22 protein-coding genes and 2 tRNA genes are annotated in these 24382 nt (G+C 63.8%); 12 read left to right on the top strand and 12 right to left on the bottom strand.

The window, feature by feature from the left end; all coding sequences use genetic code 11:
- Positions 1 to 148 precede the first annotated feature (148 nt).
- Positions 149 to 224 (bottom strand) — tRNA-Ala (locus tag BQ7391_RS02015).
- An 83-nt stretch (positions 225 to 307) separates the two neighbouring features.
- A tRNA-Ile gene (locus BQ7391_RS02020) sits at positions 308 to 384 on the bottom strand.
- Between the two features lie 133 nt (positions 385 to 517).
- Here BQ7391_RS02020 and BQ7391_RS02025 point away from each other — a divergent pair.
- Positions 518 to 1054, top strand: a complete 537-nt coding sequence (locus BQ7391_RS02025; RefSeq protein WP_235858602.1) for a bifunctional nuclease family protein — start codon at positions 518 to 520, stop codon at positions 1052 to 1054.
- Between the two features lie 163 nt (positions 1055 to 1217).
- On the opposite strand, the gene gyrA is transcribed toward BQ7391_RS02025, so the two are convergent.
- The 7 genes from gyrA to BQ7391_RS02060 form a co-directional block, all read right to left on the bottom strand.
- Positions 1218 to 3977 carry a DNA gyrase subunit A gene (gene gyrA / locus BQ7391_RS02030; protein WP_075280830.1) on the bottom strand — a complete coding sequence of 920 codons (2760 nt, stop codon included), beginning with the start codon at positions 3975 to 3977 and terminating at the stop codon, positions 1218 to 1220.
- A 112-nt stretch (positions 3978 to 4089) separates the two neighbouring features.
- The gene (gene gyrB, locus BQ7391_RS02035) at positions 4090 to 6123 is read right to left on the bottom strand and encodes a DNA topoisomerase (ATP-hydrolyzing) subunit B (protein WP_075279084.1); all 2034 of its coding nucleotides are present in this window, start codon (positions 6121 to 6123) and stop codon (positions 4090 to 4092) included.
- A 125-nt stretch (positions 6124 to 6248) separates the two neighbouring features.
- A complete protein-coding gene (locus BQ7391_RS02040; protein WP_075279085.1) occupies positions 6249 to 6800 on the bottom strand; it encodes a hypothetical protein in 552 nt (183 codons plus the stop codon).
- Entirely contained in the window at positions 6790 to 7881 is a 1092-nt protein-coding gene (recF, locus tag BQ7391_RS02045; RefSeq protein ID WP_075279086.1) for a DNA replication/repair protein RecF, read from the bottom strand. The genes BQ7391_RS02040 and recF overlap by 11 nt, the downstream gene beginning before the upstream one ends.
- Positions 7882 to 7886: 5 nt before the next feature.
- Entirely contained in the window at positions 7887 to 8987 is a 1101-nt protein-coding gene (gene dnaN, locus BQ7391_RS02050) for a DNA polymerase III subunit beta (protein ID WP_075279087.1), read from the bottom strand.
- Between the two features lie 246 nt (positions 8988 to 9233).
- Complete coding sequence (locus BQ7391_RS02055) at positions 9234 to 10802, bottom strand: DnaA ATPase domain-containing protein (RefSeq protein WP_075279088.1); 1569 nt, start codon at positions 10800 to 10802, stop codon at positions 9234 to 9236.
- A 149-nt stretch (positions 10803 to 10951) separates the two neighbouring features.
- Entirely contained in the window at positions 10952 to 11968 is a 1017-nt protein-coding gene (locus BQ7391_RS02060; RefSeq protein ID WP_075279089.1) for an ATP-binding protein, read from the bottom strand.
- Positions 11969 to 12297: 329 nt separating this feature from the next.
- Here BQ7391_RS02060 and rpmH point away from each other — a divergent pair, with 329 nt between their 5' ends.
- The 9 genes from rpmH to BQ7391_RS12080 all read left to right on the top strand — a co-directional run bounded on the left by rpmH (position 12298) and on the right by BQ7391_RS12080 (position 17314).
- Positions 12298 to 12432, top strand: coding sequence for a 50S ribosomal protein L34 (rpmH, locus tag BQ7391_RS02065; protein WP_072373740.1), 135 nt, complete (start codon positions 12298 to 12300; stop codon positions 12430 to 12432).
- Positions 12433 to 12441: 9 nt separating this feature from the next.
- Entirely contained in the window at positions 12442 to 12762 is a 321-nt protein-coding gene (rnpA, locus tag BQ7391_RS02070; protein ID WP_075279090.1) for a ribonuclease P protein component, read from the top strand.
- Positions 12763 to 12981 carry a membrane protein insertion efficiency factor YidD gene (gene yidD, locus BQ7391_RS02075; protein ID WP_075279091.1) on the top strand — a complete coding sequence of 73 codons (219 nt, stop codon included), beginning with the start codon at positions 12763 to 12765 and terminating at the stop codon, positions 12979 to 12981. It abuts the gene before it with no gap.
- Positions 12982 to 12999: 18 nt separating this feature from the next.
- A complete protein-coding gene (locus BQ7391_RS02080) occupies positions 13000 to 13758 on the top strand; it encodes a YidC/Oxa1 family membrane protein insertase (RefSeq protein ID WP_075279092.1) in 759 nt (252 codons plus the stop codon).
- A gap of 59 nt (positions 13759 to 13817) precedes the next feature.
- Positions 13818 to 14390 carry a Jag family protein gene (locus BQ7391_RS02085; protein WP_075279093.1) on the top strand — a complete coding sequence of 191 codons (573 nt, stop codon included), beginning with the start codon at positions 13818 to 13820 and terminating at the stop codon, positions 14388 to 14390.
- Between the two features lie 102 nt (positions 14391 to 14492).
- A complete protein-coding gene (gene rsmG / locus BQ7391_RS02090) occupies positions 14493 to 15227 on the top strand; it encodes a 16S rRNA (guanine(527)-N(7))-methyltransferase RsmG (protein WP_083662047.1) in 735 nt (244 codons plus the stop codon).
- A 187-nt stretch (positions 15228 to 15414) separates the two neighbouring features.
- Entirely contained in the window at positions 15415 to 16215 is an 801-nt protein-coding gene (locus BQ7391_RS02095) for a ParA family protein (protein ID WP_075280832.1), read from the top strand.
- The gene (locus tag BQ7391_RS02100) at positions 16208 to 17074 is read left to right on the top strand and encodes a ParB/RepB/Spo0J family partition protein (RefSeq protein WP_075279094.1); all 867 of its coding nucleotides are present in this window, start codon (positions 16208 to 16210) and stop codon (positions 17072 to 17074) included. The genes BQ7391_RS02095 and BQ7391_RS02100 overlap by 8 nt, the downstream gene beginning before the upstream one ends.
- Positions 17075 to 17314, top strand: a complete 240-nt coding sequence (locus tag BQ7391_RS12080) for a hypothetical protein (RefSeq protein ID WP_129583891.1) — start codon at positions 17075 to 17077, stop codon at positions 17312 to 17314.
- Between the two features lie 87 nt (positions 17315 to 17401).
- On the opposite strand, the gene rlmN is transcribed toward BQ7391_RS12080, so the two are convergent.
- Positions 17402 to 18475, bottom strand: a complete 1074-nt coding sequence (rlmN, locus tag BQ7391_RS02105; RefSeq protein ID WP_200799563.1) for a dual-specificity RNA methyltransferase RlmN — start codon at positions 18473 to 18475, stop codon at positions 17402 to 17404.
- Between the two features lie 106 nt (positions 18476 to 18581).
- On the opposite strand from rlmN, the gene BQ7391_RS02110 reads away from it, so the two are divergent.
- The gene (locus BQ7391_RS02110; RefSeq protein WP_075279095.1) at positions 18582 to 19550 is read left to right on the top strand and encodes a D-alanine--D-alanine ligase family protein; all 969 of its coding nucleotides are present in this window, start codon (positions 18582 to 18584) and stop codon (positions 19548 to 19550) included.
- A gap of 3 nt (positions 19551 to 19553) precedes the next feature.
- Positions 19554 to 22490, top strand: coding sequence for a helicase C-terminal domain-containing protein (locus tag BQ7391_RS02115; RefSeq protein WP_075279096.1), 2937 nt, complete (start codon positions 19554 to 19556; stop codon positions 22488 to 22490).
- Here the strand turns inward: BQ7391_RS02115 and BQ7391_RS02120 are convergent.
- On the bottom strand, positions 22487 to 23425 hold the full coding sequence (locus BQ7391_RS02120; protein WP_075279097.1) for a WYL domain-containing protein: 939 nt from the start codon (positions 23423 to 23425) through the stop codon (positions 22487 to 22489). The two genes, BQ7391_RS02115 and BQ7391_RS02120, sit on opposite strands and share 4 nt — an antisense overlap.
- Positions 23415 to 24380: a helix-turn-helix transcriptional regulator gene (locus tag BQ7391_RS02125; protein ID WP_075279098.1), complete on the bottom strand. Its 966-nt coding sequence runs from the start codon at positions 24378 to 24380 to the stop codon at positions 23415 to 23417. The genes BQ7391_RS02120 and BQ7391_RS02125 overlap by 11 nt, the downstream gene beginning before the upstream one ends.
- Between the last annotated feature and the right edge of the window lie 2 nt (positions 24381 to 24382).

Genomic DNA, 24382 nt, shown 5'->3' on the forward strand with positions numbered 1-24382 from the left:
TCCGCCTGATTGCACGCGGTCGGGCGTTTCTTTCGCACTATCGGCACAATTGCACAACACCGAGGACGCGGAACGAAACGTCTGTGAATTGGGGACTGTCCCCAATTCACAGAAAAAGGCCGGACCCGAAGGCCCGGCCCTGATGTTGTGGTGGAGACGATGGGGTTCGAACCCACGGCCTCAGGCTTGCAAAGCCCGCGCTCTCCCAGCTGAGCTACGTCCCCGTCTGGGTTGACGCAATGCGTCGGAATATAATAATCGCCCCAGCGGCGACTCGGCTAACGCTGGGGCGACTATTGTCAGGAAGTGGTGGGCCTGACAAGGTTCGAACTTGTGACCTCCCGGTTATCAGCCGGACGCTCTGACCAACTGAGCTACAGGCCCAACGCGAGAAGATATACTACACGGGCATCTCCTTGCGGTCAACGACTTTTTTGACTTTTTCTTTCCAATTGCTTGCGAACAGCTGACGGGCTGCACAATTGGGTAGGATATGCGGTCGAGAGAAAGGAAGCACGTGCCGCTACAGAGGATGGATATAGAGAGCCTCGTCGTGGGTGGGGGACCACTCGCGTCGCTCGTCGTTCTTCGGTCCCAGGGGTCCGGAGAGTCCGAGGGCGCTGCGCAGCTGCCGATTCAGATAGGCTCCTTCGAGGCGAGCGCCATCAGCATGGGCGTGACCCCCCGCGAGGGAGGGCGCCCTATGACCCACGACCTTCTCAAGTCGACCATATCGGCGCTCGGGGCGTCCTGCGTCTCCGTTCGCATCAACGACGTCAAGGGGACGACGTTCTACGCGCAGGTCGAGCTCATGCGCGAGGATGGCAGGCAGGTCCTCGTCGACGCACGCCCCTCGGATGCCATCGCGCTTGCCGTGCGGGAGGAGGTTCCCGTCTTCGCCGAGGATTCCGTCCTCAAGACGGCGTCGCTGCCCGACTTCAGGGGCGTCGAGAGGGATGAGCAGGAGCGAGAGCTGGCCGAGTTCCATAACTTCGTCGAGTCTCTCTCCCCGGAGGACTTTACCGTCACCCACGAGGAACCAGACGGGGAGTAGCGCAGCCTCCGTAGCCGTGCAAAAGGGACAGGCACCTTTGCACACATCTTAGTGTGCAAAGGTGCCTGTCCCTTTTGCACGGTGCCTGTCCCCTTCGCACGCTCGGACGGTGCCTCGCACTAAAAGACGCCCCGCAGACCTTACCTGCGGGGCGTCCCATTTACTACTCCTCGTCGTCGAGAAGCGTATCGTCCAGCTGCTCCTCGCCTCCGATGTCGACGGACTCGGGCTCGTCGGCATCGCGCGCTCCGGCCGCCACGAGGTCAAGCATGCCCTGGTTCTCGTCGTGCTTGGGGGCCTTCTTCTTGTGCGCCACCATGCGCGCGACCGCGCCCACCCGGTCGCCATCGACGAGGTTCATGACCTTGACGCCCTGCGTGGAACGCCCGAGCTTGGAGATGTCCTTCACCTTGACGCGGATGATCACGCCCTCCTCGGACACGATCATGAGCTCGTGCTGCGGGCCCACGACGCGGCATGCGGAGAGGTTGCCCTTCTTGGCGGTCATCGCGATCGTATAGACGCCCTGCCCGCCACGCTTGTGCTCGGGGTACTCAGAGACGGGCGTGCGCTTGCCATAGCCCTTCTCAGTGATGACGAACAGGTCGCCGTTGCCGTTGGTGATCTCCATGCCGAGCATCTTTGCGTCGCCCTTGAGGGTGATGCCGCGGACGCCGGAGGTGTCACGGCCCATCGGGCGGACGTCGGACTCGGGGAAGAGGATTGCCTTCCCGTCCGTAGAGACGAGCATCACCTTGTCTCCCGACCGCACGCGGCGGACGTTTACGAGCTCGTCGCCGGCCTTGAGGTTGATGGCGATGATGCCGTCGCGGCGGGTGCGGTCGTACGCGCTCATGGCCGTCTTCTTGACCACGCCGTTCCTCGTGGCGAACATCAGGTACTCGTCCTCGGGGAAGGTGCGGCACGTGATGACCGCCATCGCGTGCTCTCCCTCGGCGAAGGGCACAAGGTTGACCATCGCGGTGCCGCGCGCGTTCCTCTGCGCGATGGGCAGCTCGTGGACCTTGAGGCGGTACACCTTGCCCTTGTTGGAGAAGAACAGCACGTAGTCATGGGTGGACGCAACGAAGAGGTCCTCGACGAAGTCCTCGTCTTTGAGGTTCACGCCCTGCACTCCCTTGCCGCCGCGCTTCTGGGAGCGGTAGGTGGCAACCGGCGTGCGCTTGACGTAGCCGGCGTGGGTGACGGTGACGACCATGTCCTCGTCGGCGATGAGGTCCTCGACGTTGAGCTCCTTGGTGCCCTCGACGGAAATCTCGGTGCGACGCTTGTCGGAGAACTTGCGCCCCACCTCGCGCATCTCATCCTTGATGACCGCAAGGATCTTGTCGGGGTTGGCGAGAAGGTCCTCGTAGTAGGCGATCGCCCGGCGAAGGCCCGCGAGCTCCTCCTCGATCTGGTCGCGCGAGAGGCCGGTGAGGCGGCGCAGGCGCATCTCGAGGATGGCCGTGGTCTGCTCGGGGGTGAAGCCGAAGCGCTCGATAAGGCGCTGGCTCGCCTCGGTGTCGGTGCGCGAGGATCGGATGATGTGAATGACCTCGTCGATGTGGTCGAGGGCCATGAGGTAGCCCTCGAGGATGTGCGCGCGGGCCTGGGCCTTCTTGAGGTCGAAGCGCGTGCGGCGGGTCACCACGTCGACCTGGTGGTCGATGTAGTGCTGCAGCATCTCGCGCAGGGACAGGCACTTTGGCACGCCGTTCACGAGCGCCAGGTTGATCACGCCGAAGGTCGTCTGAAGCTGCGTGTACTTGTACAGGTTGTTGAGGACGACCTGCGGGATGACGTCCTTCTTGAGCTCGATGACGAGGCGGATGCCCTTCTGGTTGGACTCGTCGCGCATGTCGGAGATGCCCTCGATGCGCTTCTCGTTGACGAGCTGGGCGATCTTCTCCTGGAGGGTGCCCTTGTTCACCTGGTAGGGAATCTCGGTGAAGACGAGGCGGTTGCGCCCGGTCTTGGTGGACTCGACGTGCGCCTTGGCGCGCACGGTGATAGACCCGCGGCCGGTCTCGTAGGCCTCGCGGATCCCGTCCACGCCCATGATGACGGCACCCGTGGGGAAGTCGGGGCCCGGCATCACGGTCATGAGGTCGTCGACCGTGGCGTCGGGGTTGTCGATGAGCATGCACGTGGCCTCGACCGCCTCGCCGAGGTTGTGCGGCGGGATGTTGGTGGCCATGCCGACGGCGATGCCCGACGAGCCGTTCACCAGCAGGTTGGGGAAGCGCGCGGGAAGGACCTGGGGCTCGGCGAGGGACTCGTCGTAGTTCGGCTGCCAGTCGACGGTGTCCTTCTGGAGGTCGCGGAGGAGCTCCATCGCGGGCTTGGCGAGGCGGCTCTCGGTGTAGCGCATGGCGGCGGCGGAGTCGCCGTCGATGTTGCCGAAGTTCCCGTGGCCGTCGATCAGCGGGGTGCGCATGGAGAACCACTGGGCGAGACGAACCATCGTGTCATAGACGGCGGAGTCTCCGTGGGGGTGGTACTTGCCGATGACCTCACCGACCGTCCAGGCCGACTTCTTGTGCGGGCGGTTGGGGAAGATGCCCGACTCGTTCATGGCGTAGAGGATGCGGCGGTGAACCGGCTTGAGGCCGTCGCGCACGTCAGGAAGGGCGCGCGCGGTGATGACGGACATCGAGTACTCGATGAAGCTCTGGCGCATCTCGTGGCCGAACTCGGAGATCTGAAGCGCCCCGCCGTGCTCGTCGGTCTCGCCGGAGTCCTCTCCGCGACCCGCCTGGCCGAACTCCTCCTCGAGCTCGCCGTCGTCCTCGTCCTCGGCGTCCTCCGACTCCTCGTCGGGGTCGTAGACGTCCTCGCCCTCATCGGAGGCCTGCGCTCGGTCGAGCAGGCGCCTCAGGTCCTCGGGGAGGTCGCCCGGGGTCTCGGGCGTGTTGTTCATGTCGTCTGCCACGTGGGGCCTTTCTCTGGTGTGCAAAAGGGACAGTCACTTTTGCACAAGTTCCTAGTGTGCAAAAGTGACTGTCCCTTTTGCACACCCCGTCGGGAGGTGACTATGCGTCGAGGAATCGGGCGTCGTGCGCGTGGCGCTCGATGTAGTCGCGGCGGTACTCGACCTGGCTGCCCATGAGCTCGCGGACCGCGCGCTCGGCGGCCGATGCGTCCTCGATGGTCACGCGCTGCAGGATGCGGGTGCGCGGGTCCATCGTGGTGGAGGCCAGCTGCTTGGGGTCCATCTCGCCCAGGCCCTTGTAGCGCTGGACGGTGTAGGCCTTCTTGCGCTTCTTGGCCTTTCCGTTGGCGCCCTCGTCCTCTTCCTCCTCGTCGTAGGAGAAGCCAAGCTCGCGAATCGTGCGCTTGAGAATCTCCTCCTCCGGCTCGCGGCCGTTGGGGTAGACGTAGTGGATCTTCTTGCGGACCTTGATGCCAAAGATCGGCGGGCACGCCACGTACACGTAGCCGGCGTCGATGAGCGGGCGCATGTACTTGTAGAAGAAGGTGAGCAGCAGGATGCGGATGTGCGCGCCGTCGACGTCGGCGTCCGTCATGATGATGATCTTGTGGTAGCGCGCCTTGGAGATGTCGAAGTCGCCGCCCTCTCCGCCGGCGCCGGTCACGCCCGTGCCAATGGCGGTGATGAGGGACTGGATGGTGTCGGAGGAGAACGCGCGGTGATCGCCCACTCGCTCGACGTTCAAGATCTTGCCTCTGAGGGGCAGGATTGCCTGGATGTCCCGGCGACGGCCGTCCTTGGCCGAGCCGCCTGCCGAGTCACCCTCCACGATGAAGAGCTCGGTGACCTCCGCGTCGCGGACCGAGCAGTCCGCAAGCTTTCCGGGCAGGTGTGCCGTCTCGAGCAGGGACTTGCGGCGGGTCGCCTCGCGGGCCTTGCGCGCGGCGGTGCGGGCCTTCGACGCCTGCATCGCCTTGTTGACGATGGTGCGCCCCTGCTTGGGGTGCTCCTCGAGGTACTCGGCCAGGCCGTCGGACACGATCTTCATCACGAGCGGGCGCATGAAGGAGCTGCCGAGCTTGGCCTTGGTCTGCCCCTCGAACTGCGGGTCGCCGAGCTTGACGGAGATGACCGCCGCCAGGCCCTCGCGGATGTCGTCGCCGGTGAGGTTCGCGTCCTTCTCCTTGAGGATGTTCTGCTTGCGCGCGTAGTCGTTGATGACGCGCGTGAGCGCCGTGCGGAACCCCTCGAGGTGCATGCCCCCCTCGGGGGTGTAGATGTTGTTCGCGAAGCTCATGACGGTCTCGGAGTAGGAGGTGTTCCACTGGATGGCCACCTCGACCTCGCCGGCCTTGGCCGGGTCGGTCCCCTCGTCGGTCTTGCCGGAGAGGTAGATGGGCTTCTTGAGGCCGTCGGCGACCTCCTTGCCCTCATTCAGGAACTTCACGAAGTCCACGATGCCGCCCGCGTAGCAGAACTCCTCCACGCGCGGGGTGAGCTCGCGCTCGTCCGTGAGCGTGATCTTGAGGTTGCGGTTGAGAAACGCCATCTCCTGCAGGCGGTCGTGCAGGGTGTCGAAGTCATAGACCGTGGTCTCGAAGATCTCCTCGTCGGGCCAGAAGGTCGTAGTGGTGCCCGTGGCCTTGGAGGTTCCGACCTTCTCCATCTTTCGCACGGTCTTTCCGCGCGCAAACTCCATCTCGTAGATGCCGCCGTCGCGCTTGACCTGGACAACGAGGCGCTTGGAGAGCGCGTTCACGACGGAGATGCCCACGCCGTGCAGGCCGCCCGAGACCTTGTAGGCGTTGTTGTCGAACTTGCCTCCCGCGTGGAGGATCGTCATGACAACCTCGAGCGTGGGGATCTTCTTCACGGGGTGCTTGCCCACGGGGATGCCGCGGCCGTTGTCCACGACGGTGATGGAGTTGTCCGCGTGGATGGTCACGGAGATCTTGGTGCAGAACCCGGCGAGCGCCTCGTCGACGGAGTTGTCAACGACCTCGTAGACAAGGTGGTGCAGTCCGCTCGCGCTCGTCGAGCCGATGTACATGCCCGGGCGCTTGCGCACCGCCTCGAGGCCCTCGAGGATTTTGATTTCCCCGGCGCCGTATTCGTTCTCGTTCTTCTTCGCCACGCGACCGTCCTTCCAAGAAGCGTCACATTAGTTAAAACCCTGTATGATATCAGGCCAGATGAATCAATGATACCGCTTTAGAGGACGCTGAGAGGCCCTGTGAGGGCACATTCACGATTTCCGCTCTATTTGTCGTGTTGAAGCCGATACGAGGCGCTCATCGCCCGAGAGACGCTTTCACGCAGCGTTGGGGGGAGCTCCGAGCATGCCCTCTCGATCTCGGCGACCTCAGCGCGTGACAGGGGGACGGGGGCTTTGTCACCGCTCCGTCCCCCTGTCACGCGCGGGTCGGGTGTGACAGGGGGACGGAGCGGTGACAAAGCCCCCGTCCCCCTGTCACGCGCATATTTGCTCAGGCGAAACTCGACCTTCGAGAACGCGAGTCCGGCGTTGGCGAGGCGTGCCAGGTAGACCTCGCTGTTTGCCGAGAAGTCCGTGGCGCGTGACCGTGAGTCCACGTAGACCACGAGAACCGGGCCGCTCTCTCCCCGGCGAGGGTCGCGCACGAACGTCCCCGTGGTGTGCGCCCGCTCTATGTCGCCGTTGACGGCGTGCCACGCGCGCGTGACGCGCCATGACGCGTCCGCCCGCTCGTCGAACATCGCGGAGAGTATCCCGGAAAGACCGGCGGGGGCCGCCTCCCGGCGCGCTCGCTCGGCGCTCAGCTCATCGGCCACGGAAGCTCACCACCTCGGACGCGTCGAGGAGCTCCGGCGAGAAGTACCCGAGGTTCGTCGTGGTGATGACGGTCTGGATGCCCTTCTGCGCGAAGCGCACGACGGCGTTCCTGCGCCGCTCGTCAAGCTCGCTCATCACGTCGTCAAGCAGCAGCAGCGGACGCGACCCAACGACCTCGGCGGCGAGCTCGACCTCGGCCATCTTGAGCGCGAGCGCCACGCAGCGCTGCTGGCCCTGCGAGCCAAAGGAGCGCGCGTCGCGGCCGTCGATGAGGAAGGTGACGTCGTCTCGGTGGGGCCCCACGCAGGTCTGCTGTCGCCTGAGGTCCTCCCTCCGCCGAGCGGCGAGCGCTGCGGCGAAGACGTCGCGGATCTCGTCGCGCGTCATCCCGAAGACGTCATCCCCGAGGGTGCTCCCATACGAGCAGGTCAGCTCCTCCCCGCCCGAGACCTCCCCGTAGATTGCCCTGACCTTATCGGCAAGCCGGGAGAAGAGCCTGAGGCGGGCCTCGAGGAGCGTGGCGCCGCCAAGAGAGACCGAGGCGTCCCATGCCTCGAGCAGGTTCTCGTCCGGGAACTCCTCGCGCAGGAGACGGTTTCGCTGCTCGACCGAGCGCGTGTAGGCGGCCAGCACGTTTGCGTAGCCCCTGTTGGCCTGCCTCCCAAAGCCATCGAGCTCGTCGCGCCTCCCCGAGGCCCCGCGCTTCACAAGGCCGAGGTCGTCCGGCGAGAAGAGCACCGACATCAGCGCCGAGGGCATGTCGGACGCCTGGCATCGCTTGCCGTTGAGCGAGAAGGACCTCCTCCCCGCCACCACGTCGCACCGGGCGTCCAGCACGCGGCCGTCCCCCTCGAGGCGCGCATCGATCCGCGCCGAGTCCGCGCCCTCGCGCACGAGGTCGCGGGGGCGCGGCCGGCGGAAGGACGCGCCCGCCGTGAGCAGCTGCAGCGCCTCGACGGTATTGGTCTTTCCGGCGGCGTTGGGCCCCACGAGGATGGTCGTCGTGGGGGCGGGACTCAGCGAGAGCCGCTCGAAGGAGCGGAAGTCCGCGAGCGAAAGGCTGGTGACGAGAAGCCCCATGCGCCCTAGAGCCTCACGGGCATGAGCAGGTAGAGGTAGTTCACCTTCCCGTTGCACTTGAAGATGCCGGGCTGCACGGACCCCTGCAGCTCGAGGCGCATCTCGTCAGACCCGGAGACCGCGTTCACGCAGTCGAACACATAGTGGTAGTTGAGCGCGATGGACAGGCTCTGGCCCTCGACCTCGACCGGGAGGAGCTCCGAGGACTCGCCCTGCTCGGGAGAGCTCGCCGAGAGGCGCATGAGGCCGGCGTCGGCATCGATGTCAAAGCGCACGGCGGCGTTCTGCAGCGCGATCACGGAGACGCGCTTGAGGGCGGCGGAGAACTCCGCCACGTCAAGCGTCACGGCGGTGCCGCAGGTGGGAGGGAGGAGCTGCTTGTAGTCTGGGAAGTTGCCCTCGATCCTGCGCGTGACGAAGGTCGTGTTGCCGAAGGTGAAGATGACCTGGCTCTCCGTGGTGCCGATCTGGATGGTCTCGTCCGAAGAGGGCATCGTGAGAACGTCGTGGAACACGGTTCCTCCCACGATGGCGCGGAAGGCCTCGCCCGCCGGCGACTCCACGGAGGAGTCACAGACCGCGAGTCGGAAGGAGTCCGTCGCGACGAGCCGGATGGTGTTGTCCTCGACCGTGAGCAGGATGCCCTGGAGGATGGGGCGGGAGGTCTCGCGCGAGGTCACCTTGTAGACCTTGTCCACCATGCGGGAAAGCAGCTCGCCGGGAAGCTCGATCGTGCGATCGGGCTCAAGGTCCGGGAACGCGGGCCAGTCGGATGGGTTGAGGGTGTTGAGGCGGAAGGTGGACTTGTCGCACGAGACGGTGATCGTGCGGTCCGAGCCCTCGAAGGTCACGGCAGAGTCGGAGAGCGTCTTCACGATGTTGGTGATGACCTTGCCGGAGACCACCGTCTCTCCCGGCTCCTCGACGTTCGCGGGAATGAGGTGGCGGATGGAGATCGTGAGGTTGTTGGTCTGGAACTCGAGCGTCCCGTCCTGGGCGCGGACGTAGATGCCCGAGAGGATCGGGAGCGTGGAGTTGGTCCCCATGCCCTTGGCCACCACGGTGAGGGCCTTCATGAGGGAGGACTGGCTGACGGTGAACTTCATGTGCGGCCCTTTCTAATAGTTCTTAGATAAGTACTTAAGGACAGTAGTAGTAATAAGGTCTGTCGAAAAGTAAATAACAGCGAGAAGAACGAGGTCAAAGACGTTGTTGCAACATTGTGCGAGACCCCTTCGCACTCGACACGTTTCGACATCTCCCCACTGTTGAAAACTCCTTCTACATTCTCCGCGGGTTTTTCTCGATGTTCCCACAAGCTTGCGACAGGATTGTCGACATTCGGCGCGAGGTCACGAGTTGCCGGTTATGGAGTCCCTGATTTGCATCAGGCGGTCGTAGAAGACCTTGTCGTCGCGCTTCGCCTCGTCCACCACGCTGATGCTGTGCATGATCGTGGCGTGGCTCCTGCCGCCGAAGTGCTTGCCGATGTCCGCCAGCGTGCGGTCGCAGAGTTCGCGCGAGAGCCAGATGGCAACGTGGCGGGCCTCCATCAGCCCCTTGTGACGCTTGTTGCCCACGAGGCTCGCGTGGTCGATGTCGTAGTACTTCTCGACGGCCTTCTGGACGTCCTCGATGGAGACGGAGCGCATGGCGCTCGGCCAGCACTCCTTGGCGAGCGCCCCGATCTCCTCCCGGCTGATCTGGGTGCCTCTGCCCTCGGCCGCGGTGGCGGCGAAGAGGCACCGCTGGCAGAAGCCCTCGATGACGCGGATGTTGGTGCCGGCGAGCTCGGCCATGTAGCGCATCGCGTCGCCTGGAACGGTTCCCGAGAGGGCGGGCACGTTCTCGCGCTCCGCGTCCTCGCGCATCCGCTCGCAGAAGGTCTCGATGAGGCGGAGCTTGAGCTCGTAGCTCGGGACCTGGACGGGCGTGGTGAACCCTGACCCGAGGCGGCTCGTCACGCGCTCGTCGAACCCGTCCTTCCCCATGCCGAGCTGCGCCGGCGTGCGGTCCGCGGCGAGCACGATCTGCTTGCCGTTTCCGATGAGCTCGTTGAACGTGTCGAAGAAGAAGCCGACGGTGCCCGCCTTGCCGGCCATCTTCTGGATGTCGTCGATGATGAGGACGTCGATGTCCGCGTAGTTCTGGCGCAGCACGGACGCGGCCGAGCGCTCCGAGTGCCGCATCGCCTCGGTGTAGTCGGTGATGAAGGAGGAGGCGTCGCGATATACGCACAGGCGGGACGGGTCGTTCCTCGCGATGTAGTTCTGAATCGCCCGGAGCAGGTGCGTCTTCCCGAGGCCGCTCTTGCCGTAGATGAACAGCGGGTTGTACGTGCTGTTCATGCCGTTGGCGACCTGCAGGGCGGCCTGGTAGGCTATGTCGTTCTCTTCCCCTCGGACGAAGCGCTCAAAAGTGAGCTTGGAGGTCGCGCCCGCTATGTCCTCGACGAGCGGGTTGCGCTCCCGGCGGCGCCGGTTCTCCTCCTCGCGCGCCTCCTGCGCGCGCCGCTCGTCCCAGGTGTCCTCCGCGATGCTGCGCGGCGTCGGGCGCTCCTCGGCCGCGCGGGCGGTCCCCTCGACGTCCGCCATCCAGGCGCGGGCCTCCTCGCGCGACATGCTCGAGGCCGGCGCCTGTGCGGGCGCGGCGGCCTGGGCGGGGGCGAAGGAGATCTCGAGCCTCATGGGCTCGAACGCGGCCTGCGTGAGGCATTCCTCCACGACCCCCGCGTTCTTCGAGACCGTCTTGAGGACGAGCCTCATGGGAGTCGTCACGTGGAGGACGCCGTCGGTCATTGACTCGGGGCGGCAGTTCCTGAGCATGGCAAGCACCGACTCGGGCACGCGCTGCTGCGCGGCGAGAAGGTCGAGCGCGTCCTGCCAGAGGGCCTCGGCGTCAGATTCGAGGGAGAGTTCCATGGTTCCACAATCCTTGGATGTTGAAAAACGGCGTCATCCAGTATAGCGATTGTTGATAACCCGCTGTGCGCGACCTGACAAAGGTGACAGGGTCAACTGTCAGGTTTTTCCTGACAGTTGACCCTGTCACCTTTGTCAGGTCGCGCTTGTCAGGCGCCAAGCATGCGGCCGAACTCGGTGGGCTGGTACTTCTGGCCGACCTTCATGACCGCGCCCTGCGACGCGAGCGATGCGAGCGCGCGGGACCACGTCGCCGCCGACGATCCATACGCCTGGACGAGGTCCGTCGGTCCTGCCGCGCCGCGCTCGAGGACGAGCGAGAGCGCCTGCCTCCCCCGGTCGTCGAGGCTCACGTCCGCCGCGGCCGCCCACGCGGGCTGCGGCGGGGCCGGCTGAGGCGCCTGCTGCCATCCCGGCTGCTGCCAGCCCTGCTGCTGGTAGGCGGTCTGGTAGCCCGGGTAACCCGCCGGCTGCTGGGGCCACGGCCCGCCCTGCTGCCACGGCTGCGGCCACGCGGGCTGAGCGGTCGCCGCCCCGGGATACGGCGGCGCCGGAGCTGCCGCGACGGGCCAGCCCTGCTGGGCGCCGACGGGCTCGTCCTTCTCGCCCCCCGCGTTCGAGAGCCCCCGCGCGTCGTGCGCCGGGCGGGTCGATATGGTCACCACGGTGCCTCCCGAGATGTTGTCCTCGATCTCGAGGCTGCCCCCCTTGTCCTCCATGTACTGCTGAGCGTACGGTAGGCCCGACCCCACCCCGCGAATGTAACGTCGCATGTCCTCGGTCGCCGAGGTGGTTCCGAACTCGAGCGCGAGCGACTTCTCCTTGATGCCCGGCCCCTGGTCCGAAAAGCGAATCGTGTTTCCCCCGTCGAGGATGGTGATGGTGGGCGCCTGGAAGTAGGCGTGGATGAAGTTCTCCACGATCTCGCGAATGACCATGAAGGGGATGGTGCCCCCCTGCTCGTGCGAGAGGCGGTTGACCGTCGCGGTGATCTCCTCGAGATAGGCGCGGACGTCCTTGGGCTCCACGACGACGACGCGCGGCGCCGCGGAGGGGTCGTCATAGACGGCAATGCGCGCAGGGTGCTGCACGACGAGCCCGTCGGGCGTCCCTCCCGCGTCGCCGACCTCGCCATCCTCCACGAAGGGGAAGAAGTCCCGTGCCACCGCGCTCCCCTTTCGACAGGCGATTGACATTTGTAGAAAACTTTTCACTGAGAATTCGATATGAGAGAAAGTTTTCTACAGTCGATAATAACCTGTTGAAAACTGGGAGAACCCTCGTGAAACGACGCGAAAAATCATAGCACGCAGAGACCACTTTTCACGTATATGCAAAGTTGGATTCAAATGGATGAAAAAAGCCGAGAGGGCTTTTGTCAAGAGTGCGAGGAGATTTTGCGCACGGAAAATTGACAGGTCAGCGGCAAGACCCTTACAATCTCTGAGCTTATTGCTCTATTGGAAGTTCATACCCACAACCGGGAGGAATAGCTATGAAGCGTACGTACCAGCCGAACAAGCGCAAGCGCGCCACCACTCACGGGTTCCGCGCCCGCATGGCCACCAAGGGCGGCCGTGCCGTCCTGGCCCGTCGTCGTGCCAAGGGTCGCAAGCGCCTCACCGTCTAGCAAGGGCCGATGAAGACCATCAAGTCCAAGAGAGATTTTGAGAGGGTCTTCTCGCGCGGGAGGCGGTTCAATGACCAGCTCCTGCGAATTCGCGTGGCAGCGAGCGACGAGGGCGCACCCTCCGGTGTCGCCTTCGTCGCCGCGAAGAGGCTCGGCAATGCCGTCTTCAGGAACAGGTGCAAGCGCGTTCTCCGCGAGGCGGCGCGCCTGTGCGGGCTTCCCGGGGACGGCTATGACGTTCTTCTCTTTGCCACGTCGCGGACTCATGACAGCTCGCCGGAACAGGTTGCATCCTCTTTGAGGAAGCTGCTCAAGAGGGCGGGGCTCTAGATGGCCGTCGGTGCCCGTGCGGCGCTTGCGGCCATTCGCTTCTATCAGAGCCACATCTCGCCGCTGTTTGGCGCACGGTGTATCTACGTGCCGACCTGCTCCGAGTATGCGCGCCAGGCCATAGCACGCTATGGTCTCCCTAAGGGGGGATGGCTCGCGCTTCGCAGGATTGCTCGGTGTCACCCCTTTCACGCCGGAGGTTACGATCCCGTCCCCTAAGGGCGGAGCGGAGGAATCATGTGGGATTGGTTTATTAATTTCTTGACTGCGGTGCTCGCGGGCATTGAGGGCTTTGTCGGCGACTGGGGCCTTGCGGTCATCATCCTGACTGTCATCATCCGCCTGATTCTGACGCCGCTCATGGCGCACTCGACCAAGTCGACGGCACGTATGCAGGTGATGCAGCCCAAGCTTCAGGAGATTCAGGAGCGCTACGCGGACAATCCTGAGCGTCAGGCCGAGGAGATGCGCAAGATCTACGCCGACATGAAGTTCAACCCGCTCGGTGGCTGCCTGCCCATCTTCCTGCAGATGCCGGTCTTCTTTGGCCTTTTCACCGTTGCCCGGCAGGTCCCGGCCGACGCGAGCTTCTTTGGCATCCTGCCTTCTATCTCGCTCTCCGTGTCCCAGGTCATCGAGGCGAGCGGCTGGGTCGCCGCTGCTCCCTACATCCTCTTCGACGTGCTCTTCGGCGTTCTCACGTTCGTCCCGATGGTGATTAACGTGAGCACCCAGGCGGAGGCGCAGCGCAGCCAGACGATGACGATGGGCGCCGTCATGGCGGTCATGATGCTCTTCTTCGGCTGGAGTGTGCCCGCCGCCGTCCTTCTCTACTACGTGACCTCCTCGCTCTGGCAGGTCATCCAGCAGAAGGTCATTACGCAGCGTGTCATGGAGAAGGCGAAGGCCGAGGCGGAAGCTGAGGCGGCGGGCCGTCCCATTGAGGTCGACGTTGTTCGCAAGGAGAAGAAGGCTCGTCCTCATAAGAAGGGCTAGACTACTTTTTAACTTTGAATATACTGATATTTTGATTTAAAAAGTATTTGGAGGTTACCATGGAGGAAGAGGTCTTCGAGACCACGGATGAGGCTGTTGGGGAGGTTGTTGTCCTAGACGAGTTCTCCTCCATCCGCGAGCGCTACGAGTCTGGCGAGACTCTGAGCGATGACGAGATGGACAAGATTGCTGACCTTGCCGTCTCTTACCTCAAGGGCATCCTCGGCCTCTTCGGCGAAACCTCGTCCTCCATTGACGAGTATGACGGTGAGGACGGCGAGCTGATTCTCGATGTTAACGGCGGAGACCTTGCTGTTCTCATTGGGCGTCATGGCCGTACGCTCGACGCCCTCCAGACGGTCCTCACCTCGCTCCTGAGCAGTCACATCAAGTTCTACTATCCCGTCGTCGTGGATATTGAGGGGTATAAGAGCCGTCGTCGAAACAAGCTTGAGGATATTGCTCGGTCCGCTGCCGAGCGCGCCAAGCGTCGTCACGGCAAGGTATCTCTTGCCCCGATGAATGCATACGAGCGTCGCTTGGTTCATCTCGCCCTGCGTGAGGACGATGGGGTTGTCACTCATTCCGAGGGCGAGGAGCCTGATCGCCATGTCGTGGTGACCGCCGTCTAGCCTAGCTGCATAGGCGTATTCTTTGAGGGAGGATGTGTTGAGCATCCTCCCTCTTTCTGTGACAATTTCTTTTGATACACGAACTTTTGTCAGGAAGGCGCCATGAATACCGACACCTCTCAGGCTCTTGAGATGCAGCTGCTCTCTGAGCTCTCTTCCTATGGTATTTGCTGTAGTTCTCGCCAGGCATCTCTGCTCATTCATCACCTTCATCTTGTTATCGAGAAGAACAAGGTGATGAATCTGACTCGAATCACTGAACCAGAGGATGCCGTCACGCTCCATGTTGTCGACTCACTGCTCCCTCTTGCCTGTCATACCTCCTTGCTCGGCAGTGAGTCCCGATATGTTGATATCGGGACAGGTGCTGGGTTCCCTGGCATTCCTCTCGGCATCATGACAGGCGCACGGGGGACACTGATCGACTCAGTTGGAAAGAAGGTTTCTGCCGTCAATGAGTTCATAGGACATCTGGGTCTTTCAAATATTCGGGCACGTCATATTCGTGCAGAGGATCTTGCTCGTGAGAATGAACTGTTCGATGCTGTCTTTGCGAGGGCTGTTGCACAGTCAAATGTTCTTGTTGAATATGCTGCACCGCTACTCTCCAATGGCGGCCATTGTGTTCTAGAGAAGGCAAACATATCCACTGACGAGCTTGATGCTGCAAAACGTGCTGCGCGCATATGTGGACTCTCGCTTGTTTCACGTGAAACCTTTGAGCTTCCCCGCAGTCATGGGCATAGAGAAATTATTGTGTTTGAGAAAAGAAGCAAGCCTCAAATCAAATTGCCTCGACGTACCGGAGAGGCAAAACAGAGTCCACTTGGCATTTGATAGAGTGAACTTTATCTACCGCCCTTTGTTTCACGTGAAACAAAGGGCGGATTCATGTCCTTCAATGACAATGGTTTCACGTGAAACAAAAGAAGAGAGAGAAGCAACAGAGATTGTCATGGTTTCACGTGAAACCATACCGTATAGTAAGTGAGCAGAACGAGAAGTGTTGTATCGGAGGATGGAAATGAACTACAAAGATGCAAAAAGAGGTCTTCCGCAGCGTGACAGTAAAGTTCTTGCAGTGATTAATCAAAAGGGCGGGGTTGGAAAGTCGACAACCGTCGTTAATCTATCTGCATGCCTTGGTGAAGGCAAGAAAAAGGTGCTCGTTATCGATTTCGACCCTCAAGGGAACTCAACGAGCGGATTTGGCGTTGAAAAAGACGAGCTTGAACACGACATCTATGACGTAATTCTCCATGACGAGCCCATTGAGAACGTAATTCAGGAAACGTGTCAGAGCAACGTGTTCATTGTCCCTGCGACAATTCAGCTTGCAACAGCGGAAATTGAGCTCGTGTCTGCCATGGCGCGCGAATCGATACTGAAAGATGCAATCTCGGCAATCCGAGATGAGTTTGACTATGTGTTTATTGACTGCCCTCCCTCTTTGGGGCTGCTTACGATAAACGCTCTGGTTGCAGCCGATGCTCTCATTATTCCGATTCAATGTGAGTACTATGCACTGGAGGGGGTCGCGAAGCTGCTTGAGTCAATGCAGATGGTGAAGCGTCGTATGAACCCCAATCTAGAGATATTTGGCGTTGTAATGACCATGTTCGATTCAAGAACAACGCTTTCAAAGCAGGTTGTGGATGAAGTTCAGGCCTATTTTGGCAAAAAGGTCTTTAAGACAGTCATTCCTCGAAACGTGAAGCTTTCGGAAGCGCCAAGCCATGGTCTCCCCGTCTCACTGTATGCCCGCGTGAGCAAGGGTGCCCTAGCCTATTCGAAGTTGGCACGGGAGGTGGTCGCACGTGGCTAAGAAAAGTGGGCTCGGAAGAGGATTGGGATTGCTCGTCGGCGAGGCTGATGCAGAGACAGCAGGAATGCGTCCAGACTCAACTCTCCCGATTAGTGAGATCAAGCCGAATAAGGGGCAGCCGAGAAAAACGTTTCGTCCCGAGGAGCTTGCGGAACTTGCTGACTCAATAAAGCAGAACGGCATCCTTCAGCCCCTTCTCGTTAGGAAAAAGGGGTCCGGATACGAGATCGTTGCGGGTGAACGACGGTATCAGGCTGCCAAGGCAGCTGGTCTGTCTGAAGTTCCCGTTGTCATCCGCGAGATTTCGGACGATGAGGTCTTTAAGCTCGCGCTCATCGAGAACCTCCAGCGCTCTGACCTGAGTCCACTCGAGGAGGCCCAGGGATATCGTCAGCTCATAAAGGAGAAGGGGCTCACGCAGGAAGAGCTTGCAAAGATCCTATCGAAGTCACGATCGGCGATAACTAACACCCTCCGACTGCTTGATCTTCCAGAGGAGGTGCAGGGGCTTGTTGAAGAGGGGAAGCTTACGGCGGGGCACGCAAGGGCGATTCTTGCGGTCCCAAGTGAAGAAGGGCGTATACAGCTTGCTCAGAAGGTCGTAGAGGAGCGTTTGTCGGTGCGGCAGACAGAAAGTCTCGCCTCACTGTTTTCTGTCAGCAAGACCGACGAGCCAGTGCGCCGCGCGCCTGTTCCCCAGTCATTCAAGCGTGCCGCCCGTCAGATTAGACTGGCGTTGGATACCAATGTCAAGGTGAAGAACGTTCGCGGCAAGAACAAGATTGAGATCGAGTTCTCCTCTGAGGACCAGCTCGCCCACATCGTCGATCTTCTTGCGGGTCCTGGGTCGTGGTCGTAGATGAGGAGGATAAGGAACGCGATAGTCCTTATCGGCCTCGTCGGTGCTGCCGGATGGTTTGCCTATAGGCATCTCCTCTCTGAGGAGGCAAAAAAGGGTATGAAAGACGCCGCGCAAGAGGCAAAGAGCGCGTATCAACGCATCAGTGAGATAGTCAGCGACGCTCAGGGGTCGTATGTGAAAGAGGACCTGCCCAATAGGAGGCAGACAGAGGCTCAATGGGCTAAGCTCGGGTACTAGGGAAAAATAGGAACAAATGTTCTTATAATGGTATGAAAAGATGGGGCTCCTGCAGGTCAGGAGCCCCATCTTGTATAAGCTGGCTCGCTATCTACGAGAAATGCGCTGCTTGAGCTGCCCGCAGGCCGCGTCGATGTCCGACCCACGGGAGTTGCGAATCGTTGCCTCAACGCCAACGTTGGCAAGCCTGCGGACGAAGTCCTGTGCCCGAAGCTCCGTCGAGGGGCGGAACTTGGACCCCTCGACCTCGTTGAGCTGGATAAGGTTCACGTGCGCGAGCGTTCCCTCGCAGAAGTCACACAGCGCCTGGAGCTCGCTCTCCGTGTCGTTGATGCCGCCTATCAGGGCATACTCGTAGGTGGGACGGCGCCCTGTCTTGTTGACGTACTCACCCATGACATTGTAGAGGTTGATGAGGGAGTACTTCCGCACGCCCGGCATGAGGGCGTTTCTCGTGCGCTGGACGGCTGAGTGGAGTGAGATGGCGAGCGTGAACTGCTCGGGTTCGTTGGCGAAGCGCATGATTTGGGGGATGACGCCGCAGGTTGAGACCGTAAGGTGCCGCGCACCGATGCCCGCCCCCTCAGGGTCGTTGAGCCTCCGCAGCGCTCCAAGGGAGGCGTCGTAGTTCATGAAGGGCTCTCCCTGACCCATGAGCACCACGCTCGTGACGCGGTCGTTGAAGTCGTCGCGGACGTGCATGACCTGCTCATAGATCTCCGAAGCGGTAAGGGAGCGGGTAAGCCCCGCGGCGCCCGTGGCGCAGAAGGCGCATCCCATGGCGCAGCCGGCCTGTGTAGAGGCGCAGACGGCGAGCCGGCCGCGAGAGGGCATGCCCACGCATTCGACCGATACGCCGTCAGGGTATCTGAGAAGGTACTTCCTGCTGCCGTCAACCGACACCTGCCGCGCGACCTCCTCGACCCCGCCGAGCGTGAGGCGCTGGGCGAGCGCCTCCCTCAGGGACTTGGGAAGATTGGTCATGTCGTCGAAGGATTGGGCGTTCTTCGACCAGACCCACTCCTCGACCTGCTTGGTGCGGAAGGAGGGCTGACCAAGCTCGGAGAGGATCTCGGCGAGCTCCCAGTGGGTGAGAGTGTGGAGATCACGTCGCTCCGCGTCCATATCAAGCGGTCGGTTCTTCTCGTCAGCCGTCGGCATTTCTGGCCCCTCGCGTTCGTGGTGTCACGTCACTGGAGTATTCTCATGAGGGAGAAACTCCACCTGAGAGTCTAGCGTACGGGCCTCGCCCGCCGGAGGAGCTTTGATGGACAGACAGGAACTGCTGAACAAGAGGGTCGTCGTCATCTGTGGGGGGTGGTCCGACGAGCGGGACATCTCCATGCTCTCCGCCAATGAGTGCCATGACGCGCTGCTGGAGGCGGGGTTTGGGACGGTCGACGTACTTGACCTCGCGAGCAGGGACTTTCTCCCTCGCCTTGTAAGCGGCGGATATGACGTGGCCTTTGTTGCGATGCACGGCGCCTATGGCGAGGACGGCTGCGTCCAGGGGCTCCTCGAGGTGCTCCACATGCCCTATACCTTCTCGGGCGTGGCGGCGAGCGCCGTGGCGTCTGAGAAGCAGCTCTCAAAGGCGGTGTACGAGGCCGCGAAGATTCGCGCGCCCCGAGGCGTGGACCTCTCCGCGGGCACGGTCCTCACGGACGACCAGGTGGACTCGCTCGTTGGCGAGCTCGACCTGCCGCTCTTCGTGAAGCCCGCGGCGAACGGCTCCTCGTTCGGCATCTCTCGCGTGACGGAGCGCGCGGGCGTCAACGACGCCATCGCGCGAGCGTCGGGCGGCGGCGGGCGCGTGCTCATCGAGGAGTGCGTCGAAGGGACGGAGATCACCGTTCCGGTCATAGGAAACGAAGAGCCGCGCGCGCTCCCCATCGTCGAGATCGTGACGGGGGCCGAGTTCTATGACCTCAAGGTCAAGTACGAGCCTTCGTCCATGCATCATGTCATCCCTGCCCGCCTGACGCCGGGCGTATACGCGAAGGCTCAGGACCTCGCCGTCCGGGCGCACCGCGCCCTCGGCTGCCGGGGCTGCTCCCGAAGTGACTTCATCGTGACCGCCGATGGGGAGCCCGTGATTCTGGAGACCAACACGATTCCCGGCATGACGGCGGAGAGCCTGCTTCCGGACTCCGCCCGCCACGGCGGCATCGAGTTTCCCGAGCTGTGCACGAGGTTCATCGAGTACGCGCTCGAGCGCGGGGAGGATCGCGATTAGCTGATGACACAACACGACGGCGCCACCCTCGAGGAAATCATCCTTCCTGGGACGCCCGAGGACGTGCGGCGGCGCTACCTGAGCCTTGCCGAGCGCGCCCGGGGCAGGGGGTTCGGTCCGCTCGAGGAGGACATCGTGGTGCTCGACACCGAGACCACGGGGCTCTCGTTCAAGGACTGCGAGCTCATCGAGATATCCGCCGCCCGCCTCTCCGGGCGCGAGATTGTGTCGCGCTATGAGACGTTCGTGCACCCCACGGGGCCCATTCCCGAGGAGATCTCCAAGCTCACGGGCATAACCAACCGTGACGTCACGGACGCACCGAGCGCTCGGGACGCCGTGGCCGGGCTTGCGGAGTTCGTCGCGGGCTCTCCCGTGCTTGCGCACAACGCGACCTTCGACCGTACCTTCATCGAGGCGGTCCCGGGCGGCGCCGAGGTGTCCGACACATGGATAGACACCCTCTCGCTCTCGCGCATCGCACTGCCGAGGCTCTCCACGCACCGCCTTGCGGACATGGCGGAGGCGTTTGGGTGCGCGGGAGTGACCCACCGGGCCGGCGACGACGTCGATGCCCTCTCCGGGATGTGGCGGATCCTGCTGCTCGCCCTGAGCGACCTTCCCGACGGCCTTCTCGCCCACCTCGCCGCCATGCACGAGGGGGTCACGTGGCCCATGAGGCCCGTGCTCTCCTACCTGGCGTCGGAGGGAGACGTGTCCCCGCGTCCCTTCTCGCTCAAGGAGGAGCGGGCGGCGCTCGTCCGCGAGGCGCGTGGCGAGTCCCGGCCCGACGCGACCGAGCTCGACCGGCTCGTGGTGCCAGGACCCGACGAGGTCGAGGCCGAGTTCGGCCCCGCCGGCGTGGTCTCGCGCATGTATGAGCATATGGAGCGACGTCCGGAGCAGGTTGCCATGGCGCGCGAGGTGGCAACGGCGCTCGCCACCTCGACGCACCGCGCGATCGAGGCCGGCACGGGCGTGGGGAAGTCCATCGCGTACCTGCTCCCCGAGGTGCTCTTCGCCAAGAGGAACAACGTCACCGTTGGCGTGGCAACCAAGACCAACGCGCTCACCGACCAGCTGGTCTCCCACGAGCTCCCCGCCCTTGCCGCGGCCCTTCCCGGGGGGCTCTCCTATGCGAGCCTCAAGGGGTATGACCACTACCCCTGCCTGCACCGTCTTGACCGGGCGGTGAGGGAGGACCTGCCGCTGCCGGCGGTGCCCCATGACGGGAGGTCGGACAACGCGGTGGCGTGCGACATGCTCACGGCAATCGCGGTTACCTACGCGTATTCCTGCCAGTCGCCCGACGGTGACCTCGACGCCCTCGGCATCAGGTGGCGCTACGTGCCTCGCCCCATGCTTACCACGACGCCCGGCGAGTGCCTGCGCGGCAGGTGCCCGTACTTTCCCAACGAATGCCCGCTCCACGGAGCTCGCCGCCGCGCCGCAGCCGCGGACGTGGTTGTGACGAATCACTCGCTGCTGCTGAGAAACGTCACGGCGGAGGGGAAGATCCTCCCGCCGATCAGGAACTGGGTTGTTGACGAGGCACATGGCTTCGAGGCCGAGGCGCGCCGCCAATGGGCCGTTGAGGTGTCGGGGGAGGAGGCGCGCGCCGCCTTCGAGCTGCTTGGCGGCACGGGGTCCGGAGTTATACACAACCTGATGGTCCAAGCGATGGCGCTCGAGGGGTCAACGCTGTTCGTGGGACTTCTCGCCAAGGCCGCGGCGACCCTCGCCCGCGCCTCGGTGAGCGTTGCCGACCTGTTCATTGCGGTCCACGGCCTTGCGGGGGTTGCGCGCGGGGACGGCGGGTACGACGCCGTTACGCTGTGGATCGGCGAGGAGGTGCGGGGGACGCAGGAGTGGCGCGAGGTCGCCGACGCCGGGCAGCGCGCCGCTGACGTGCTCTGCGAGGCGGTGAAGCAGCTCGCGGAGGCCTCCGAGGCGCTGGGCGAGGAGGCCCCGGCGGCCGCGGCCGACCTCGGGGAGTCCACGAGGTTCCTCCGCGACCTCCTCTCTGGCATTACGCTCATCTGCGAGGGGACGGACGAGTCCTATGTGTACTCGGCCCAGCTCTCGCGCTCCAAGCGCCGCATCGCGTCCGAGCGGCTCGTGGCCGAGAAGCTCGACGTGGGCGCCGACCTTGCCAGCAGGTGGCTGCCCGAGATGCAAAGCGTCGTCTTCACCTCGGCGACGATCGCCGTGGGCGACGACTTCTCCCACTTCGACCACGCGGTGGGCCTCGACCTCCTCGGAGAGGGGAGCCATCGTGACGTGCGGCTTGACTCGAGCTTCGACTTCGACGGGCACATGTCCGTCGTGCTGGCGCGTGACCTGCCCGCACCTAACGACCGCGCCTACCTGCCTGCCCTCGAGGACCTGCTCTTCGACGTGCACGTTGCCATGGGTGGCTCGGTCCTCACGCTCTTCACCAACCGACGGGACATGGAGCGCGTCTATGAGTCTCTGAGACCGCGCCTGGCGGCCGCGGGGCTCGAGGTCGTCTGTCAGAGCAGGGGGGCGTCGCCCCGGCGGCTGCGCCAGCGCTTTATGGAGGAGACCACGCTCTCGCTCATGGCCCTGCGCTCGTTCTGGGAGGGCTTCGACGCCACGGGCGATACCCTGCGCTGCGTGGTCATCCCCAAGCTGCCCTTTGCGAGCCCCAACGACCCCCTCGTGCGCGAGCGCGACCTGCGCGAGGACCGCGCCTGGTGGAAGTACTCCCTTCCGGACGCCGTTATCTCGGTCAAGCAGGCGGCCGGTCGCCTGATTCGCTCTTCGACGGACACGGGGGTCCTCGTCCTCGCGGACTCGCGCCTCGTGAGCAAGGGATATGGTCGGCTCTTCGTGAGCTCGCTGCCGTCGAGGAGCGTGACGCGCCTCGAGAGCTCCAACGTGGGGCGCTATCTTTCGCTCTGGCGCGCGAGCCACTAGAGGGCCGCTCGGGGCCCGTCCATGAGGAGGCTGCGGGCGTACTCCAGCGCGAGCCGCGCTACCTCGGGGTCCGCGGTTCGGGCCGTGCCCCCGCAGGCGGCGATCATGCGGGGGAGCCACATGCCGCCGTAGTAGTCGATCCGCGCGCTCACGGAGCCGTCCTCCCCGGCGCCCGTCACGCGCAGGTCATGCCAGGGGAGCAGGTCGAGGTAGCGCGGGTCGCCGAAGGTGATGTCGACCTCGCGCCGCTCGTCCTTCTCGCGCTCCTTGGGCTTGGTGATCTTTGGTCCCCGCCCCAGCTCCTTCATGCGGTCGAGCCTGAAGGTCCGCTCGCCCCCTCGTTCCAAATCGTGAGCGTCGAGGTACCAGGAGTCGCCCTCGGCTCTGATGGCGCGCGGCACGCAGCTGCGTCGACGCGCCTGCGCGTCCTCAGCCCCTCTATACAGGAAGGACAGCGAGGTGTGCTCGAGGATGGCCCGCGCGCACGACTCGACCTTCTCCGACTCGGTCCCGCCGCGCGACCCGACGACCCTTCGCACGAGGTCCTCCCGTACGGGCTCGGCGCCGAGCGCCGCCTCGAGGCGCCCCCGTAGGGGGTCGTCCGGACTCACGCCCAGGCGCTCGAGCGCGGCCGACAGCGCGACCGTCTCCCCGCGGGTGAGGCGCAGCCTCCTCCCGCGCACCCCGCCGGAGAAGGCGAGCGTGGCGTCGCCGTCTTCCTCAAGGGTGAGGGGAAGTCCTATCCCGCCTGACGCGGAGGAGGTGCCAACGAGCCCTATGAGCTTCTCGGCGCGCTCGGGCGTCGTTCCCAGACGGGCCGCCACCGCCTCGGCGGAGAGCGCGTCGCCCGCCTCGGAGAGGCTGGAGACGAGGGCGACAAGCTCTCGCGCCTCGTCGACCGCGCCGATCCTGCCGGCGGACGTCCTACGAGGCATCGGCGGTCACCCCCTCGAGCACGCGGTGCCACGCCTCGACCAGCTCGGCCGGACCGATGGGTATGACGCCCTCGGCGACGGCCCAGCTGGCCGCGTCCTCGACGCTGCTCACCTCAACCTCCCAGATCGTGCGCCCGCCAAGCGAGAAGAACGTCCCGTTGGCGCCTGCCGCCCGCCTCACGTCCCCCTCTCGGTCGTCCGGGAGCTCGAGGCGAGCCACGGCCGTTGTCTCGCCCATCTGGAACGGAAGCCTCCTCCAGTCGTCGACCGAGAAGTCGGGGGGCATTGAGACGGGCAGGTCGTTGACGATGCAGGCGCGGTTTATGCGATCGACGCGATAGGTCCTCGTCCCGCCCTCGATGACGGAGCCGTCATCCCGCAACCTCCCGGCAACGAGATAGAGCTCCCCGCGCAGACCGAAGAACGCGTAGGGCGCGACGAGGCGCTCGGACTCCCTCCCGCGCGCGTCGCGGTAGGAGATGCGCACTGCGCGACCCTCCGTGAGGGCATCCCTGAGCGCGGCGAGGGGCCGGGCGTCCTCCCGCCGCGCCGCGCGCAGTGGGGACGCCTCGGCGAAGGCGCGTGTCAGCTTGGCGAGCGCGAAGCGAAGCTCTCCGGCGAGCGGGAAGGAGGGGTCCTCAATGAGAGGCTGACACGCAATCTCAAGAACGGCGGCCTCCATTGCCCCGATCTCGGCCCCGTCAGGGTACGAGGACGCCTCGTCCACCGACCACGACGACTCGTCGCCGGGGTGTGGGCGCTCGCGGACGACCACCCCGCACGCGGCGAGCACCGTGCGGTCGCGCGAGAACGCGCGACGGAAGCTATCTGCGGAAAGGCCGGGATAGAAGTCCCTCGCGAGGTCCGACGAGGGGATGGGCGCGCTCGCGTTCATGAAGGCGAGCGCGAGCGAGCAGATCCTTCTTGCCCGTTCGTCGTCCTTCGTGATCTTCATGC

It is taken from the genome of Thermophilibacter provencensis, from assembly GCF_900128445.1.
In the GTDB taxonomy this organism is placed as follows: Bacteria; Actinomycetota; Coriobacteriia; order Coriobacteriales; family Atopobiaceae; genus Thermophilibacter; species Thermophilibacter provencensis.